The organism is Treponema sp. OMZ 857, assembly GCF_024181085.1.
GTDB lineage: Bacteria > Spirochaetota > Spirochaetia > Treponematales > Treponemataceae > Treponema.
On record NZ_CP051147.1, the window covers coordinates 270,362 to 287,769 of the forward strand.

Consider the following 17,408-nt stretch of genomic DNA (forward strand, 5'->3'; position numbering starts at 1 on the left):
CACATGCTGCGACATCAGCCATGGAGGAGGTCGGTTCAAAGCGGGCAATGACCGTACCATCCCGGGCGTAGTTGTACGTTTATGTTTTACCTATTATACCTTAAACTTAGCGACCTCCTCTGCCAGCTTTTCAATACTCCGCTTATTCTTCTGCGTAATTTCGTTGACGTCCTGTACTGCATTGCTAATCTGCACCGCGCCGGCTGCCATCTCATTCATACTGTCGGTGATAACGCGGGTCAGACTGTCCAATTTTTGCATCTCCTCTGCGACACCTTCACCGCCTTTCAGCATTTCTTCCGAACCGGCTTGTACTTCCACTGTTACCATATTGATATTCTTAATAGCCGTTAATACTTCTTTACTGCCGTTTTCCTGTTCCCTCATCGATTCCGTAAGGATGGTACTCATTTCCTTCACCTGCTCCGCAAGGGTGAAAATAGTATTAAATTTCTCTTCTACTGTCTTGGACGAAGCGGAAAGGGTTTCAATTTCACCGGATAATGCTTTCAGCGTTGTTGTGATGGTTTTTCCTTGTATTGAAGATTCTTCTGCGAGCTTGCGAATTTCATCTGCAACAACCGCAAAACCTTTTCCCGCCTCTCCTGCATGGGCTGCTTCGATGGCGGCATTCATCGCTAAAAGGTTTGTCTGCGAGGCAATATGTTGAATAACGCTCGATGCTTCCAGCAACGAACCGGATTCTTCGGCAATCTTTTGTGTTACGGTATTTGAGGTTACAAGTGTTGCTTTACCGTCTCCTGTTGCACCGGTCAAATTTTTGATTACATCATCGGTTTTTGCAAGGGTCTGTCCGATAGAGGCGATATTTGCAACCATCTCTTCTACGGAAGATGAAGATTGGGCGACACTTGCCGCTTGCGTTTCAATACTGGTATTCAGCTGCTTAATTGTGCGTACGATTTCTTCAACAGTAGCGGCTGTTTCGGTAACGCTTGCCGCTTGCGTTAAAGCTTGTTGTTTTACGCCATCGATATTTGCACTGATTTGATTTATAGCGCTTGCCGTTTCAGTCATATTGGATGCAAGTTCATTCCCGATTTCTTCCATGTTGTTACTGTTTGTACCGACGGTATGTATCGACATACCGATTTTTTTGATTGTTTCATTGAAGTATTCTGCCATATCGGTAATTTCGTCATTACCGTGTACAGGCAGCCGTACCGTTAAATCTCCTTCGCCTTGTGCGATATCCTGTAATGCAGAAACGGCTTTTTGAATCGGTTTTACCATTGCACGGGAGATAATATATACAATAACGATTGCCGTCAGTAAAATGACAAACCCTATCAGTATCATGGTGCTGCGTAAGGTATCGACGGTTCCCATAAATTCGTGATACGGAGCTTTGATAATAACAGTCCAGCCCGTTGTCTTTATCAGAGCATGAGCTGCAATATTCGAAATATTGTCGTATGTATAACTGCCGATTAAAGCCTTGCTGTTTTGCAGAGCTTGTTTTTCAAAGGTTGCACGAGAATTAAACTGTGCATCTGTTTGTGCTCGCTGTTGTGCATTATCAAAATTATCGACAAGAGAAGCATCTTTATGCCCGATAACCGTTCCATCAGAATTGATGACATAGCAATATCCCGTTTCGCCTACAACAATGTCTTTAATCTGTTCGGTTATCCAATGGCCGTCAACATCGGCTCCCAGCACACCGATCAAGTTTTTGTTCCTATCGTAGACAGGTATGGAGAAAGCGATAAACAGCGCATTACCGCGTGTTTCGTCACGATCGGGAACGCCGATAAATTTTTTTCCGGTAACAGCTACCGCAAACCAAGGGTCGGTTGCGTAATCTTCCGTCGTACCGTTGATATTATGCTGCTTCCCTGAGGGATCGGCTATATATAATTCTTTCAGTACGGTATTGAACTGGGTTTCTTTAGCAAGAATGCTCATTTTTTCCTGAAATGATCTGGAATTATCTTGAATAATCGGCATGCGGGTAATACCTTCCAAAAACTGAAACATAGCTGTTATTCGTCCGTCAATAATTTCCGCCGTATTGAGTGCTTTATCGATTAAATGGGTCTCAACTTTTTCGATTACCGCTTTTCGTGACGTATATACCGCAAGAGCGCCTTCGATAGAACCTGCAAGTAAAATTAAAAGACCGAAAATAACGATAAGTTTGTAACGAAGCGAAAAACGTTTTTTCATTGTACAACCCCTAAGAAAATATAATGCATAGCGATACCTTTTATCATAACATATATTATTCCTTTTGCAAGGTTTACAATGTTTATAATGGCTAATTTTGTAATTTTAATGTTTTTAATGTTAAATTAAATCTAAAGCAGTATTGTCCTATATATTATCTACAACCCTGTAAGTCATAGCTAAATTTTTGACAAGGCTCATATTGCATGATATAATCCTTTTCATATTTGTGTCCGGTAAGATTTACCGGATTATTTTTAACAGGGAGTACATTATGAAAAAAATGTGTCTGTTTTTATTGGTTGCCGCAGCTAGCGTATGGACAGGAATGTCTAATGCTTTCGGCTGTACCGGCTTCGTTGCAGGAAAGGATGCAACAGCCGACGGCTTTCGTATCATTGCACGGACTGAAGATTTAAGCGGTGCCCATAACAAAACCTTTAAGGTATATCCGCATAAGAAAAACAGAAAGCCGGTACAGTTTGCCGACTCAATCGGCTTTAAAATCGAATTACCGAAAGAGAGTTATCGGTATACCGCTATCTGCGATGCCGAACAATCCGAAGGCATCTACGACGAAGTCGGTTTTAACGAGCACGGCGTTGCTATGAGCGCAACCGTTTCAGCATCTCCGGGAAAAGCAGCGGAAGCAGCTGACCCGCTTGTTGAAAACGGACTGTCTGAAGCATCTATGACAACCGTTGTGCTGCCGTATGTTACCACCGCACGGGAAGGCGTTGAACGGATTGCAAAGATTGTAGATACCTACGGTTCAGCTGAAGGCAATATCCTTTTTATTGCAGACGATAAAGAAACCTGGTACATGGAAATTTATACCGGCCATCAGTATGCGGCGGTTAAAGTTCCGGACGATATGTATGCGGTAGTACCTAATTGCTTCTTGCTCGGCTACATTGATACGGCAAGTAAAGATGTTATTGCATCAAAAGATTTAATCAATTTGCCTAAAGCGAAAGGTTTTTATAAAGAAGTTGACGGTAAATTCCATGCGGGGCTTACTTATGGAGAAGAAATGAACGACTACAACCGTGTGCGGCTTTGGGGAGGACAAAACAAACTCTCACCGTCCGCTAAGGTTGCGTATGACACAAAGCTATTCTCTTTGTGGAGAAAGGCTGACAAGAAAATCGCGCTTGAAGATGTAATGGAATTGCAGCGCTACCGCTATGAAGATACCGATAAAAATGCAAATTTACCGGAAAACGCAGGAGTTCGGGCAATCGGTACACCGACTTCTATGGAGTGCCATATCATTCAGATGAAAAACACATTACCGAAAGCTATCGGCGGTGTAATGTGGATGGCAATGGCAAATGCGGAACATTCAGTATATCTGCCATTCTATGGCAACATTACGGACACCTACTCTGCGTATAAAGTAGACAACGAAATGTATACACCCGATTCGTTTTACTGGCTGATGCGGACTATCAATGTCTTTTCAGCATTAAACAGGGATATGTATGGAAAGAATGTCCGCAGCTATTGGAAAGCCTATGAGCAAAAGCTGATTAAAGAGCAGAAAGACAAAGATGCTGAAATTGCACGGCTCTATACCAAAAAAGGTGAATCCGCCGCAGCAAAATATGCAACCAAATTAGGAAACGACCAAGCAGCCGATGTGTTTGCTAAAGCACAGAAAATATACCCGGAACTGGTAGGTTTTGCAGCAAAGAACGAAGGCAGAACTCCTAAAAAAGCCTTTGAACCGTCTGTAGCAAAAGAAAAATAAAGAATGTCTTCCGGCAGTTTAGCCGCTAAACTGCCGGAAATTGGAAGCAACCAATGAATATACGTACTATGCTTGTATCCGACTATGAAGCGGTATATGCTTTATGGATGTCGTGTGCGGGAATGGGCTTGAACGATTTAGATGACTCAAAAGAAGGTATTGCTCGTTTCTTGAAGCGCAATCCGGAAACATGTTTTGTTGCGGAAAATGAAAAAGATATTATCGGCGCAATATTGGCAGGAAATGACGGAAGGCGAGGTTACATATACCATACTGCTGTACATCCGAAATGGCGGAGACAAAGGGTTGCTTCCCAATTGATCTCCACGGTGCTGAATGCTTTAAAACATATTGGTATTCACAAAACCGCGTTAGTTGTATTCACTAAAAATAAAGATGGTAATGCCTTTTGGGAAAACGAAGGTTTTTCCGCTAGGAACGATTTAGTTTATCGCAATAAAGCACTGACAGAATTAAAAAGAATAGACACCTAGCTTGATATCTTTGGGACAGTTTTTTAGCGGTATAAGGGTATTTCCTTTTTATCGAAAAACCTGTTTTTTCAACCCTTTTGCGAAATATCTTAGACACAAATAAAGCGAGTAGATACAAGGCGCTGAATAAACAACACCCACAGAGACGATATACCTACACGCTTAATCTTCCGCCTAAGCGTGTTTCTGATAAACATCACTAACATCCGTGTTACTGCCTCGAAATGTATTTTCGTGAAAAGCTTACCCGCAAACTTCTATTTTGGGAACTATCTTTGGAATCACGGCGGGTTCTTAGGGTAGAACCCTAAGTCGTCATTTTTCTTTTTATCGGAAAATTATTTTTTTCAGCGCTTTTGCGAAATATCTTAGACACAAATAGAGCGAGTAGATACAAGGCGCGAACAAAAATAAAGCGGAGACGTACTTTGTGTACGTTGAGCATTTATTTTTGTGCAGCAACGCCGTAGATACCGCTCTATTTGTGTCTAAATTTTGAATTTAGAGACCTCGGTTGCCAAATTCTCAATACTCTGCTTGTTCTTTTGCGTAATCTCGTTTACTTCCTGCACGGCATTGTTAATCTGCACCGCACCTGCCGCCATCTCATTCATACTGTCAGTTATGATGCGGGTAAGATTATCCAGTTTTCGCATTTCCTGAGCAACCCCTTCGCCGCCTTTCAGCATTTCCTCGGAACCGGCCTGTACTTCCATTGTTACCGTGTTGATGTTCTTAATAGCTGTCAATACTTCTTTGCTGCCGTGCTCCTGTTCTTTCATCGATTCGGTTAGGTGGGCGCTCATCTCTTTAACCTGTTCTGCAAGAGTAAAAATACTATTGAAATTTCCTTCTACCGTTTTGGATGATGCGGAAAGGGTTTCTATTTCCGCTGAAAGCATTTTTAAGGTTGTGGTGATCGTTTTTCCTTGTACCGAAGATTCTTCGGCAAGCTTTCTTATCTCATCAGCTACAACGGCAAAGCCCTTACCGGCTTCTCCTGCATGCGCAGCTTCTATTGCAGCATTCATTGCCAATAAGTTTGTCTGCGATGCAATGTGCTGGATAACGCTTGACGCTTCCAGTAAAGAACCGGATTCTTCAGCAATTTTTTGCGTTACGGTATTCGATGTAACGATCGTAGCTTTGCCGTTAGCGGTTGCGGTTGTAAGCTCTTTAATCGCGCTATCGGTTTTAGTGAGTGTTTGTCCGATCGAAGCGATATTTGCGACCATTTCTTCTATAGATGACGATGACCGTGCAACACTTGCCGCTTGCATTTCGATGCCTGTATTCAACTGCTTAATGGTTCGGACAATTTCCTCAACGGTTGCCGCTGTTTCGGTAACGCTTGCCGCTTGAGTCATTGCTTGATGTTTTACCCCATCGATATTCGCACTGATTTGATGTACTGCGCTTGCCGTTTCGGTCATATTGGTAGACAACTCATTTCCGATTTCTTCCATTTGATTGCAGTTCACACCTATCGATTTGATTGCGTTTCTTATTTTTGCAATCGTCTCGTTAAAATATTCCGATAAGTCCGTAATTTCATCATTTCCGGTTACCGGAAGGCTTACGGTTAAATCACCTTCGCCCTGTGCGATATTTTTTAAAGCCGAAACTGTCCGCTTAACCGGTTTTATCATACTCCGAGCTGCTAAATAGACGATAATAACGGCTCCTATAAAAATAACGAATCCGATTAAAATCAGACTGAGCCGGAGTGTATTGACGGTTTCCATAAATTCGTCTACAGGTGCACATACGATAGTAGTCCATGCGGCTGACTTCAATTTTGTATAAGCCGCAATTTTGGGAACTCCCTCGTACTCATAATAGCCGATGCCGGGTTGTGAAGAAGCTATCGCGTTTCTTTCGAATCTTCCGCAAGAATCCAATTCAGTATTGCTCTGTCCTTCTTGGCTTGGGTTGAGCATACTTGTTACCGCATTAATATCCTGATCGGCAATGGTTGCTCCCGTAGGGCCTATGATGTAGCAATTGCCGCTTTTACCGATGGTAATGTCTTTGATATTGTCCCTGAACCATAGGCCGGAAATATCGGCTGATAAAACACCCGCGATGCGTTGATTCTCATCGTAAAGCGGAATCGAGAACGTGCTGATCAACTTTTGAGTTGTTTTTGAAATCAGTAAGTCGGAAACAAAATGTTCCCCTCTCATTGAGGCTTTAAACCATTCTCTGTCGTTTACATTTACCGTACCGCTTTCTGCATAACAGACACCGGCGGTATCACTGATATTAAGCTCCTGTATTGTATTGTTGCTTATGGCATTGTTTTGCAGCTGTTCTATTTTTTCTTGATATGAAGCATTCGGATCATACAGTATCGGTATGTGAGATAATCCTTCTAGAAATTGAAAAAAAGCAGTTATTTTTGCGTCGATAATTTCCGCTTCATCCAAAGCCTTATCGATAAGCTGAACTTCCAATTTTTCGATAACGGCTTTCCGTGCAAAGCTGATTGCCAGTGCTCCTTCCGTCAGCGAGGCCGCTGCAATTAAAAGTCCGAAAATGATAATCAATTTGTTGCTGATTGAAAAACGTTTTTTTGCCATGCTATGTATCCTATTTTAAACAATTTTGAGCTGAGTGGTATGTATACCATATTTTATATATTTTGAAAATAGGGGAAAAAGTATTGACATGGAAAAAAATTGTTGACGGGCGGGGGAATCTCACGGTATAATTTTGCAATAGAGTATGCAAGAAAAACTATTCGCAGGAGCAGTGCTGATCATTACAGTGCTCCTCTGTCTCGGTATGCCGAAAGTTTCAAATAAACTCAAGCCCGAATCTCCGTTTACCCAAGAATTTGCTGAGGGTATTATCGAGGAGGTGCTGGAAGAAGACCTTTCTCCCGATCCTGTTGTACAAGGAAGATATCGCGGTACGCAGAAACTTCGTGTTAAAATTCTGGAAGGGAAATATAAAAATACGGAATTTGAAGTGTATAATACGCTCAGCAGCTTACACAGTAATTTTGCGTATAAGGGCTTGAAAGCGGTGTTCACGCTGCGGGAGAGCGGCGGGCAAACTGCGGTATGGCTTTATAACCTCAAGCGCGATACCTATGTCTTTGTACTGCTGGGGCTGTTTTTTGCCGCGCTGATTATTCTCGGCAGAGGGCAAGGGCTTAAATCCGCCCTTGGGCTTGTGTTTACCTGTGTAGTTATTGTTACTGTGCTTATTCCAGCCCTGTTTGCCGGCTTCCCGCCCGTGCCGGTTTCTATCGGGCTTGTTTCCATTATGACCATCGTCAGCTTTATTTTGATAGGCGGCTTTACACGCAAAACATATACCGCAATTGCAGGTACCGTGTCCGGTATTACCATTGCCGGAATTATCTCGGCAATCGTTTCTTATTCGGCGCAGCTTTCCGGTGTCAATATGGAAGGAGGCGAACAGCTGCTCAACTTGGCCCCTGATTATAACCTCAAGCTGGACGGACTGCTGTTTACCTCAATTTTGATTGCCTCGCTCGGTGCCGTGATGGATGTCAGTATGTCTATCGCTTCTTCTATGCAGGAGATTTTAGCGGTCAATCCGCGCCTCAGCAAAAAAGAGTTGTTTAAGTCGGGATTGACCGTAGGCAAAGATATTACCGGCACGATGAGTAACACGCTTATTTTAGCCTTTGCCGGGGCGTCGCTGCCGCTTGTGATGATGATTTGGGGGTACGGCATGAGCTTTAAGCAGTTTATCAATATACCGCGCATCGTCATAGAAATTATGCACGGTATTTCCGGAAGTATCGGCATTATTGGGGCTGTTCCATGCACGGCGCTGGTTGCTCTTGTTGTACTGAAAATACCTGCTGCCGGGAAAGTACGAAAATAGGCGGATAAGATCCGTACTATAAAAGATATCGCGATAAACTCACCTAAGATTTTGAGCGGTGTCAAAAATAATGTAAAAGGAGTATGCACATGATCAAGAAAAGAATGCTGCATTTTGTAGCTGCATTGATTTTTGTTTTTTCGCTGACCGCTTGCGTTGAAACAAATTCTGCAGCACGAAGCACGGAACATGCCTCTGCACGTACGGCAAAGGCGCGCGGAAAACAATCTGATGAGGTAAAGCTTACCCACAAGATTATCCAAAAGGGGCAGCCGGGCGCGGATGCTGTTACCCTTACCTTCGGTGTAACCGGCGACGTACATGGACGGCTCTATGCCTATGACTACGCAGTCTGTGAAGAGACCGCGGGAGCCGGTTTTGTAAAAACTTACGTACTTGCAAAGGAACTGCGGGCACAAAATCCCAACACCGTTTTGATCGATGTCGGCGACACAGTACAGGACAACAGTGCGGATCTGTTTAACGACCTCGATACCCATCCGATGATTCAAGCCCTCAACTACATGAATTATGATATTTGGGTATTGGGTAACCATGAGTTTAATTTTGAAAAAGAATTCCTTGCCCGTAATATCCGCCACTTTAACGGTTCGGTTGTAAGTGCCAATATCAAAAACACAAAGGACGGCAGCAACTTTGTACTGCCCTATCAGCTGTTTAATATTGAAGGTGTCCGCGTTGCCGTTATCGGTATGGTGCCGCCTCATATCCCGATGTGGGAAGCTGCCGCACCGTCTCACTTTAAAGGGTTGGAATTTGAAGATCCGATAGCTGTTGCACGTAAAACCGTCGATTCCTTAAAGGGGCAATATGACGTTCTAATCGGTGCGTTCCATCTTGGGCGCAACGGTGAATACGGTACCAACAGCGGCGTTATCGAAATGGCGAAGCAAATTCCGGAATTCGATTTGATCTTCGGCGGACATGAACACGCCCGTTATGCAAGCATTGTAGACGGTCAGAACGGTGATAAAACATGGATCATTGAACCGGGGTGTTACGGCTGGGCTTTAGCGGTTGGAGAAGTACAGGTTAAAAAAGACAACGGCGCATGGAAGGTTGTTTCCGTAAAAGCGGAAAACCGCGAAACTGCCAAAATTGCTGCCGATAAAGCGATGGAAAAAGAGTTTAACTTTGTACATGATAAATCCGTTGCAGATGCAAACCTCATTGTCGGAAAGGTTACGGCAGATTTTATCCCGCGTGTTGATTACATTACCGGAAAAGACAAAGTTACGACCATGCCTACTATTCAGCTTGAAGATACCGCACTCATTGATTTAATCAACAATGTGCAGCTTTATTACACAAAGGCTGATGTTGCTGCCGCTGCCGCTTTCCGCTTTGATATGAATTTAAAGAAAGGGGATTTCAAGAAAAAGGATGTGGCCTTTATCTATAAATATTCCAATACGTTGATGGGTGTTAATATGACCGGTGAGAACCTGTTAAAATACATGGAGTGGTCGGCTTCATATTACAACACTGCAAAGAAAGGCGATGTAACGATTTCGTTTAATCCCAATGTGCGCGGTTATAACTATGATATGTTTGAAGGTGTCGATTACGACATCGATATTTCAAAAGAGGCTGGGAATAGAATTACAAACGCCAAGATAAAAGGGCAGGCACTTGATCCTAAAAAGGTGTATAAGGTTGCCGTCAATAACTACCGCTTCGGTACGCTGCAAAACTTAAAACTTGCAACACCTCAAGACGTGTATTACGATTCGTATGAAGTAATGCAGGATGCCGGGCGTATTCGAGATTTGATCGGTGCGTATGTAAAGAAAGTCGATAAGGGCGTTATCACTCCCAAGGTTAATTACAACTGGAAGATTATCGGTTTTAATCCGAATGTTGCCGAACGGGATAAGATTTTTGATGAGATTAGAGCGGGTACTATCATGATTCCGACTTCTGCGGACGGAAGAACTCCGAACGTTAAATCCATCAATATTAACGACCTCAAGAAGTAAAAAATTAATTTGCGGTGTTTTTAATCAACAACCCCATGCTCTGCGTCGGGGGTGTTGATTAAAAACCCGTGTGGTGGCTAAAAAGCGGTAATTGTCGCTATCAACCCGAAAATAATCCCGGGAGCGTTTGCTGCAGCAAGCGGATAATCTCTTTTATCTTTCAGCAATGCGTATAAAACCCATATTGTACAATTGACGGCTGCCGCTAAGGGCTGAAGAAAAACGGTTTTATTTCCACTCAAATTGTTCATAATCTGAGGAATATAGGATACGTACATGGTAACCGATAGTGCTGTTCCTATCCAACCGATAATCTTTAATTTGTTTTCGCTCATCATTCCTCCTTGCGTATCAATTTATAGTTAATACTTTGCAAGTATACATTGATGGGTTTACTATATCCGTTTTATCGGTGTTGAGCAATATTCCGGCATATCGGATAACGGCGCCGGACATATTGTCGAGTATCCGCAGCTTACTCGCGCGGTTCGTTGAGCTTGTCGGTAATTTCCTTTATTTTTGCAGAATGAGCGAGCACATAGAGAATATCGCTTTTTTGAATAACGGTATCGCCCTTAGGAAAGATGATTTTTCCCCCGCGTACGATTGAGCTGATGAGCGTATCCTTATCAAGATGGAGGTTGCTGATTTTTTGACCGATACTGCCGGAATGATCTTCTATATAAATATCAAAGATATCAACGTCGCTTGCTTTAAGCGAGTACAGTTCGACCGAATACAGCGACTCCGGTTTCTTTGGGTCGGTAAACTTTAAGAGCCGTGCAAGCGGTGCAAGCGTGGTTCCTTGAATAATACAAGAAAGAAAAACAGCAAAGAAGATCGTATCAAAGATAAAGCCGTTCTCGTCCAACCCGTTCGCAAGCGGGTAGGTTGCAAGAACAATGGGAACCGCACCTTTAATACCGCCCCACATTAAAAAGAATTTTTCCTTCCGTGTATATTGAAATGGAAACGTAGAGATCAATACGGCAAGCGGGCGAGCGACAAACATCATAATGCCGACAATGATGAGCGCTTCTTTCCAGATATGGACGAATCGGTGGGGAAACGATAAAAGCCCGAGCATAATAAAGAGCGTGATATTAAAAATAGTAGAAACGCTTTCGAGAAAACTTCCGACGCTGCGCTTTGCAGGAAAAGCGGTATTACCGATCCAGTAGCCCATAAAAAATACTGCGATAATTCCGTTCGCTTGACAAAGCTCCGCTGCGCCGTATCCAAGCAGTACGCAGCCCAGCATCAGTACGTTATAATTCCCTCTATTATCCGACTGCAGCCGGTTGAACAACCATACCGAAATTTGAAAGGCAAAGTAACCGATAATGATGCCGCCGACAAACTGCCAAATAAGCCGAGCAACAGTTAAGGCAGGGGTATCAAATGCTCCGGTTGCAATATGTACAAAGGTGAGGGTCAGCAAAATCGCCATCGGGTCGTTTGCTGCGGATTCAACATTGAGCGTTGCCGCAAGTTTATCCTTTATCGGGTTTGATTTGGTAATCATAAAGACACCGGCCGCATCGGTGGAAGAAATAATAGAAGAAATCAACATCGAGTATGCTAAATCGAATTTTAGGACAAAGTGAATTAAGAACCCGAGTGTTACCGAAGTAAGCGCAACGCCGAGTATTGCAAGGGTCATCGATGGTCCGGCAACTTTGTGAAACGTATCTTTAGAAACGCAGAATCCGCCGTCAAAAATAATAAAGATCAACAGAATATCCGCAATTTTTTTGGTTAAAAGGGCATTATCAAAATAGAATAAATTTAAAACATCGCTTCCAACCAGCACACCGATAAGAATAAAACCGATAAGGAGCGGCAGCCCGAATTTATCGCTGATTTTGGTCGACAGCATTGCCAAAATGATAAGAAACGAGATAAACAGAATCATAGAAACCTCAAAATTGTCGCTATGCCGATTGTACCGATTTTGACAGTAAAATCAACAACCCCGACGCAGACCACTGGTGCCGCCTAAAAAAATCTCTTTGCGATTTGTGGATTTAGTGCTATAATCGTTCTATGCAAAAATTATATCGATATGGATTATTATGTATCGGCTTTTGTTTTGTCTTTATGATGAGCAGCTGTGTTTCTACTTCTTCGGCAAAACGTGATGAGTCAAATGTTCAAAAATACGACAAGGGCAGCAGAGATATACTGCTTATCTTTACCGGCTCGGATTGGTCACAGGAAGCGGAAGAATTTTCAAAAAACATCCTTACCGAATCGTGTAAAACTGAATTGGCAGCGAACTATGCCGCCCGTTTTATCGACTTATTACGCAATCCTTCGGAGGGTGAACGAGCGGCTGCACAAAAGAACTATCTGTTGTTTTCCGAATATGCAGTACCTGATGTCCCTTTTATTATACTGCAAACAGCCGAACAGGATACGTATGCCTCTGCCGTTATAGAATCGGATATAAAGAGCGGTGTGCAGCTGATAGAAAAGATTAAAGGGCTGACAGCACAGCGGACAAATGTAGTTGAAGCACGAAAGCGTATCGGCAGTACAAAAGGAGCGGAAAAAGCGCAGGCAATCGATGACTTTTTAAATACGGTTGGTAATGCTGAAGCTCACCGCTATGATTCGTTACGGATGCAAGTACCCGCGCTCGATCCCCATAATCAATCGGGACTCAAAGGCAAATACGTATTGATGAGCGCCGACATACGGGCAAAGAGCTTTGCACAACAGGGAAATTATCTTAAAGCAGGCGATGAATATAAAACTGCCGCAGAAACGGGCGATCTTTCTCCTGCCGAATTACAGCTTGCATGGTATTTAACGGCTTATTCTCATCTCATGGCGGGAAGCGCCGATACGGAAATCATCGTTGGATATTTACAAAAGGCGATTGAAGCGGATCCTCAAAATCCCGCGGTTCCGCAACTTAATCAGGCAATACATAAGCTGCGAAACGATGTTCAGTTAAAAAAATAATGAGAGAAAAAAGGAATTACATAATATGATGTCCAAACACACCCTTGCGCTGCTGCAGCAAATTGCACACGGTATTGCTGTCCATTTCGGTAATAATTGTGAAGTACTTGTGCACGACCTTACCGCCGGCTATACCAACAGCTCAATCGTCATTATAGAAAACGGTACTGTTACGATGCGGAAAATCGGTGACGGGCCGTCTCATGTAGTGCTTGAGGCGCTCAATAGCGATCGTAAAACGTTGGAAGACAAACTCAGTTATCTGACAAAAACGAAGGACGGACGCATTCTTAAATCGAGCAGTATGTTTATCAGGAATGAAGATGATGCAATCGAGGCGGTGCTTTCGATTAATCTTGATATTACACCGATGCAGATGGCGGAAAATGTATTGCGGCAGCTTATTTCGCCGATCAGTGTTAAAAATGAACCTGAGAATATTCTGCAGAATGTCAACGATCTGTTGGACGAGCTTATCGAACAATCCGTTCATATTGTGGGTAAGCCGGTTGCATTGATGAATAAAGAAGATAAAATTACGGCGATTAAGTTTTTAAATGAGTCCGGCGCTTTTTTAATTACAAAATCCGGCGATAAGATTTCAAGTTACTTCGGTATTTCCAAGTATACGCTCTACAGCTATATAGATGCCGGCGCGAGCGGGCATCTATAATGCCGCACCGTACCTTGTACCGGCAACGGTAATAGACCGCCGTTCATACTGCTCTTCACTATGGCAAACCCCAAGCTGTTTAGAACAATCGATAAGGCTGTTTCCGAATATAATATGATAGAAGCCGGCGACCGGATTTTGATTGCAGCATCCGGCGGAAAGGATTCGACCGCTCTTACTGAATATTTTGCGGCACGGCTGCAACGCCGGCATCCGGTTTTTGAAGCCGCTGCACTCCATATCGCCACGGATATCGGCTCAGAATTCGCGACTGAATTGGCGGAGCGGTTTAAAAGCTGGGGAATTGATTTAACCGTTAAAACAATTTCGGTACTGGAGCGGCTTAAAACCGGCAAGAAGATGAACTGCTGGTGGTGCTCCAGCCAGCGCCGCTTGGAACTGAGCAAATATGCGCAGGAGTACGGCTTTAATAAAATTGCGCTCGGGCACCACTTGGATGACATCCTCGAAACGGCGCTGATGAATGCGCTGACAAAGGGAGAGCTTGCGGCAATGCCTCCCGTACTGAAGTTCGATAAATTCCCGTTGACCTTTATCCGCCCACTCTGCCTCGCCGACATCCCGATGATTGTCCGGCATGCAGAAATGCAGGGCTATATTTCTTCTACCTGTACATGCAGCTATCAGGATAATTCAGGCAGAAAAACCGCTCGTTCCCGCTTGGATAAGCTTACGGACGGTAACTATGAGTTAAAGCGTAAGCTCTTCGATGCGTTGAGGAATATAAATACGGCGTACCTACCCTAGCAACACCTTTTGAAATATACGGTGCATCTACTGGGTCATACAGTAAAAAAGTGTCCTCAACGTATCAAAGATACGCCTGCGGTACTTTTTTACTGTATTCCTTGTATCTGCACCGTCTATTTCAAAAGGCTTACGGAAGGGGTATTGCCAAAGGGGCTGTTTTAAAATATGTGGGTATCTGCGTTGTCGCTTAACAAAAAACAGTCCTCGACGTACAACAAGTACGCCTGCGGGTGTTTTTTGTACGCTCCTAGCATCTGCATCGTCTATTTCAAAAGGCTTACGGAAAGTATGTTTTACGATATGCCACGTCTGAACATATTCAACGTATCAAAACTGCCAAGGAGGGCAGTGGTTTTATACAGGAGCGAGATTTGTGTTATGCACAAATCTCGTCGTTAAGCAGTTGTACACGGATGTACAACTGCTTAACAGTCTATTTCAAAAGGCTTACGGAAGGGTTTTATAGTATATGCCGCTTCTGAAAATACTCAATGTATCGCCTGCCTTGCGAAGCAATGTCAGATTGAAGCGGTGGTTGGGTAATCTTTTTATTAGCACGTTGCAAGATATCGAGCCGTATTAACATTTCGTATTGTCATATCTTTATATACTTTATTCGATATTATTTTGTTTAAATGGCTTTTATTATAATCTTCTCGCTGAACATTCCAGATTAACGCACCCTTAACATATATTAATTGTATATATTCTTTTCTTATTGGTAATTCATTTATTATGCTTTCATTATCTATTGAGTCAAATAAATAGGCTACATCAGTCTTTTGAGCATCATTATTTTGCCAATCACAGGGGATGCTCTTTGCTATTTTTACCATCTCACTTTTTGTTTTTACTAATACTTTTACTTCATTCCCGGTCGTTATATGCAATGCTTGTTCAATATTCTCTGTGATACTATTTTTCGCGTCATGTGATTGAAAAATAACGTTTCCGGAATTGATATATGTTGAAATGTTTGAAAAACCGCATTGCTCAAATAATGTTTTCAATTCTTTCATGTTAATTTTTACAGAGCTTCCAACATTGATACCTCTGAGCAATGCTATATAATCCATATATTCCGTATTAATTCCGCCATGCATGGCGGGGTATTCAAAAGAATGTCTAATTACCCCGCCATAATTGCTATTTTGCGATGCGCGATGCGGCGCTGATAGTGCGGTGGCGTTCTTCCCAAGGGGAGGCGACACGATTTACATCGGAAACAACGAGGAAGCATTGAGTCGCCTTACCAAACCAGTCTTTATTGGTTGCATCTTTGCGGAGTACATACTGGCATTTTTTTCCATCGGTAGAGAACGAGCGGCATCCGTTTACCGGCTTTCCCGTTGCATCGATCATCGAACCTGAATCGCGATAGTATTCTTCTCCCGGTACGTCAAAATAGAAATAAGCGTTTTTAACCCGTGAATCATTAACCGAAAAGATAATCTCTATTGTATCTGCGTCGCGGGAAACGGATTGTATAACCGGCATTGTCAGTGCTTGTTGCTCATTTTCCGCTTTCGCAGTGGGAACGATAAGCGGGATAACCTTTTTCTTTGCTGTCCCTTTAGCGTCCTTATTCTCTGTGACGGTTTTACCGCCAATTCCGGTTACGTTCAATTCTTTTTCAAACGGCTTTTGCCCTGCAAGGGTAACCGATGCAAACCACTTTCCAAGAGCAGCTGCTCCTTCGCCTTCACCTGAAGACAGATGTTTCAGCATCAAGAGTTTCTCTTTTTTGTTAATCTCCATCAGCCCCTTTGCACTTTGTTCATCAAGCCCCCACACATCAGCGGGTGATGCAAAGAAAGCTTCTTTGAAATCTTGAGCTGTTAGTTCGCCTTTGTATTTTGCAAGCATGGTAACAAAGATTTTTCCCTTACCTTTATGCTGTTTGGAAACAAAAGATGCATCAGCCTGCTCAATCATCCATGAAATATCGGTAATTTGAGCCGCTGCGGTTTGAGCAGCAGATTCTTTTGCTTTAGTTTCGGTCTTTTTATTTTCCGGCTGTTTTGCAGGAGCAGCTTTATCGGCAGTGTCTTGCTTGGCAGATATCGATTTAGACGCTTCTTTCTTGGCCGCTTCCGGAGATGCAGACTGCTTATTATTTTTTGCGGTTGCTTTAGACTTTGCCGTTTCTTGTTGTTTCGGATCTTGTTTAGCGGGCTTTGTCTGCGCATTTTTTGCTTGAGAAGCGGTTTTGTTTTTTGAAGTGCTTTCCGCTTGTGCAGCAGCCTTTTGGGGTGCAGTCTTTACCGATTGCTTAGAGGTGTCAGTTTTTGCAGCCGATGTACCGGACACATTTGAGTTCGCTGTTTTCTGCTGCGTCGTACCCTGTTTGGGGGACTTTGTTTGAGTATTCTTTGCCGCTGATGTCGCAGTCTGATTTGCCTGTCCGGGCGTTTTAACCGGTTCCGGTGTTTTTGCGGTGGCTGTTTGTGCAGCTTCCTTAGATTTTGCTTTTTGCGCCGTGTTCAATTCGCCCGCTGTTTGCGTTGTTTGTGTCTCAGCTCCCGCTCCTTTGGCGGTTTCGGCCGGTTCCGGCGTTTTATTCGCAGGAGCTGTTTTACAGCCCGCAGCAATTATAAGTAAGCAAAATAATATAAACGATAATAATGATTTTTTCATTCAAGGTCCTCCTTAACGGTAAGGCGTAGTAAGAAAACAAATAGTTCTATGTGATG

The 17,408-nt window shown here is 43.2% G+C and carries 13 protein-coding genes; 7 read left to right on the forward strand and 6 right to left on the reverse strand.

Translation table 11 applies throughout. The annotated features are described in order from the left end of the window. Window positions 1–93: 93 nt before the first annotated feature. Complete coding sequence (locus tag E4N66_RS01105) at window positions 94–2,190, reverse strand: methyl-accepting chemotaxis protein (protein ID WP_253728638.1); 2,097 nt, start codon at window positions 2,188–2,190, stop codon at window positions 94–96. 274 nt (window positions 2,191–2,464) lie between these two features. On the opposite strand from E4N66_RS01105, the gene E4N66_RS01110 reads away from it, so the two are divergent. After that, a complete protein-coding gene (locus E4N66_RS01110; protein ID WP_253673225.1) occupies window positions 2,465–3,943 on the forward strand; it encodes a C69 family dipeptidase in 1,479 nt (492 codons plus the stop codon). Between the two features lie 53 nt (window positions 3,944–3,996). Continuing rightward, window positions 3,997–4,437: a GNAT family N-acetyltransferase gene (locus E4N66_RS01115; RefSeq protein WP_253728639.1), complete on the forward strand. Its 441-nt coding sequence runs from the start codon at window positions 3,997–3,999 to the stop codon at window positions 4,435–4,437. A gap of 488 nt (window positions 4,438–4,925) precedes the next feature. Here E4N66_RS01115 and E4N66_RS01120 read toward each other — a convergent pair whose 3' ends face one another. Further along, complete coding sequence (locus E4N66_RS01120; RefSeq protein ID WP_253728640.1) at window positions 4,926–7,019, reverse strand: methyl-accepting chemotaxis protein; 2,094 nt, start codon at window positions 7,017–7,019, stop codon at window positions 4,926–4,928. A 145-nt stretch (window positions 7,020–7,164) separates the two neighbouring features. Between E4N66_RS01120 and E4N66_RS01125 the strand changes: the two genes are divergently transcribed. Further along, window positions 7,165–8,301, forward strand: a complete 1,137-nt coding sequence (locus E4N66_RS01125) for a YibE/F family protein (RefSeq protein WP_253728641.1) — start codon at window positions 7,165–7,167, stop codon at window positions 8,299–8,301. Between the two features lie 89 nt (window positions 8,302–8,390). Next, the gene (locus tag E4N66_RS01130; protein WP_253728642.1) at window positions 8,391–10,301 is read left to right on the forward strand and encodes a bifunctional metallophosphatase/5'-nucleotidase; all 1,911 of its coding nucleotides are present in this window, start codon (window positions 8,391–8,393) and stop codon (window positions 10,299–10,301) included. Between the two features lie 77 nt (window positions 10,302–10,378). Here E4N66_RS01130 and E4N66_RS01135 read toward each other — a convergent pair whose 3' ends face one another. Then, window positions 10,379–10,636 (reverse strand): SWEET family sugar transporter, encoded by a 258-nt coding sequence (locus E4N66_RS01135; RefSeq protein ID WP_253728643.1) that lies wholly within the window; start codon window positions 10,634–10,636, stop codon window positions 10,379–10,381. Window positions 10,637–10,776: 140 nt separating this feature from the next. Beyond that, complete coding sequence (locus E4N66_RS01140; protein ID WP_253728644.1) at window positions 10,777–12,216, reverse strand: potassium/proton antiporter; 1,440 nt, start codon at window positions 12,214–12,216, stop codon at window positions 10,777–10,779. A gap of 131 nt (window positions 12,217–12,347) precedes the next feature. Between E4N66_RS01140 and E4N66_RS01145 the strand changes: the two genes are divergently transcribed. The 3 genes from E4N66_RS01145 to E4N66_RS01155 are packed head-to-tail and all read left to right on the forward strand — an operon-like array spanning window position 12,348 to window position 14,712. Further along, complete coding sequence (locus tag E4N66_RS01145) at window positions 12,348–13,271, forward strand: tetratricopeptide repeat protein (RefSeq protein ID WP_253728645.1); 924 nt, start codon at window positions 12,348–12,350, stop codon at window positions 13,269–13,271. Between the two features lie 25 nt (window positions 13,272–13,296). Then, window positions 13,297–13,944, forward strand: coding sequence for a helix-turn-helix transcriptional regulator (locus E4N66_RS01150; RefSeq protein ID WP_044014732.1), 648 nt, complete (start codon window positions 13,297–13,299; stop codon window positions 13,942–13,944). Window positions 13,945–14,004: 60 nt separating this feature from the next. Beyond that, complete coding sequence (locus E4N66_RS01155; RefSeq protein WP_253728646.1) at window positions 14,005–14,712, forward strand: tRNA 2-thiocytidine biosynthesis TtcA family protein; 708 nt, start codon at window positions 14,005–14,007, stop codon at window positions 14,710–14,712. Window positions 14,713–15,266: 554 nt separating this feature from the next. Here the strand turns inward: E4N66_RS01155 and E4N66_RS01160 are convergent. Further along, window positions 15,267–15,791 (reverse strand): DUF1697 domain-containing protein, encoded by a 525-nt coding sequence (locus tag E4N66_RS01160; protein WP_253728647.1) that lies wholly within the window; start codon window positions 15,789–15,791, stop codon window positions 15,267–15,269. A gap of 70 nt (window positions 15,792–15,861) precedes the next feature. Then, window positions 15,862–17,352: a hypothetical protein gene (locus tag E4N66_RS01165; RefSeq protein ID WP_253728648.1), complete on the reverse strand. Its 1,491-nt coding sequence runs from the start codon at window positions 17,350–17,352 to the stop codon at window positions 15,862–15,864. Window positions 17,353–17,408 lie beyond the last annotated feature (56 nt).

Bases quoted from the DNA above. Each gene is read 5' to 3' on its own strand.
- E4N66_RS01145 (WP_253728645.1), top strand. From the start codon at position 12,348: ATGCAAAAATTATATCGATATGGATTATTATGTATCGGCTTTTGTTTT.
- E4N66_RS01125 (WP_253728641.1), top strand. From the start codon at position 7,165: ATGCAAGAAAAACTATTCGCAGGAGCAGTGCTGATCATTACAGTGCTC.
- E4N66_RS01165 (WP_253728648.1), bottom strand. From the start codon at position 17,352: ATGAAAAAATCATTATTATCGTTTATATTATTTTGCTTACTTATAATT.
- E4N66_RS01135 (WP_253728643.1), bottom strand. From the start codon at position 10,636: ATGAGCGAAAACAAATTAAAGATTATCGGTTGGATAGGAACAGCACTA.
- E4N66_RS01130 (WP_253728642.1), top strand. From the start codon at position 8,391: ATGATCAAGAAAAGAATGCTGCATTTTGTAGCTGCATTGATTTTTGTT.
- E4N66_RS01110 (WP_253673225.1), top strand. From the start codon at position 2,465: ATGAAAAAAATGTGTCTGTTTTTATTGGTTGCCGCAGCTAGCGTATGG.
- E4N66_RS01115 (WP_253728639.1), top strand. From the start codon at position 3,997: ATGAATATACGTACTATGCTTGTATCCGACTATGAAGCGGTATATGCT.
- E4N66_RS01155 (WP_253728646.1), top strand. From the start codon at position 14,005: ATGGCAAACCCCAAGCTGTTTAGAACAATCGATAAGGCTGTTTCCGAA.
- E4N66_RS01140 (WP_253728644.1), bottom strand. From the start codon at position 12,216: ATGATTCTGTTTATCTCGTTTCTTATCATTTTGGCAATGCTGTCGACC.
- E4N66_RS01120 (WP_253728640.1), bottom strand. From the start codon at position 7,019: ATGGCAAAAAAACGTTTTTCAATCAGCAACAAATTGATTATCATTTTC.
- E4N66_RS01105 (WP_253728638.1), bottom strand. From the start codon at position 2,190: ATGAAAAAACGTTTTTCGCTTCGTTACAAACTTATCGTTATTTTCGGT.
- E4N66_RS01160 (WP_253728647.1), bottom strand. From the start codon at position 15,791: ATGGATTATATAGCATTGCTCAGAGGTATCAATGTTGGAAGCTCTGTA.
- E4N66_RS01150 (WP_044014732.1), top strand. From the start codon at position 13,297: ATGATGTCCAAACACACCCTTGCGCTGCTGCAGCAAATTGCACACGGT.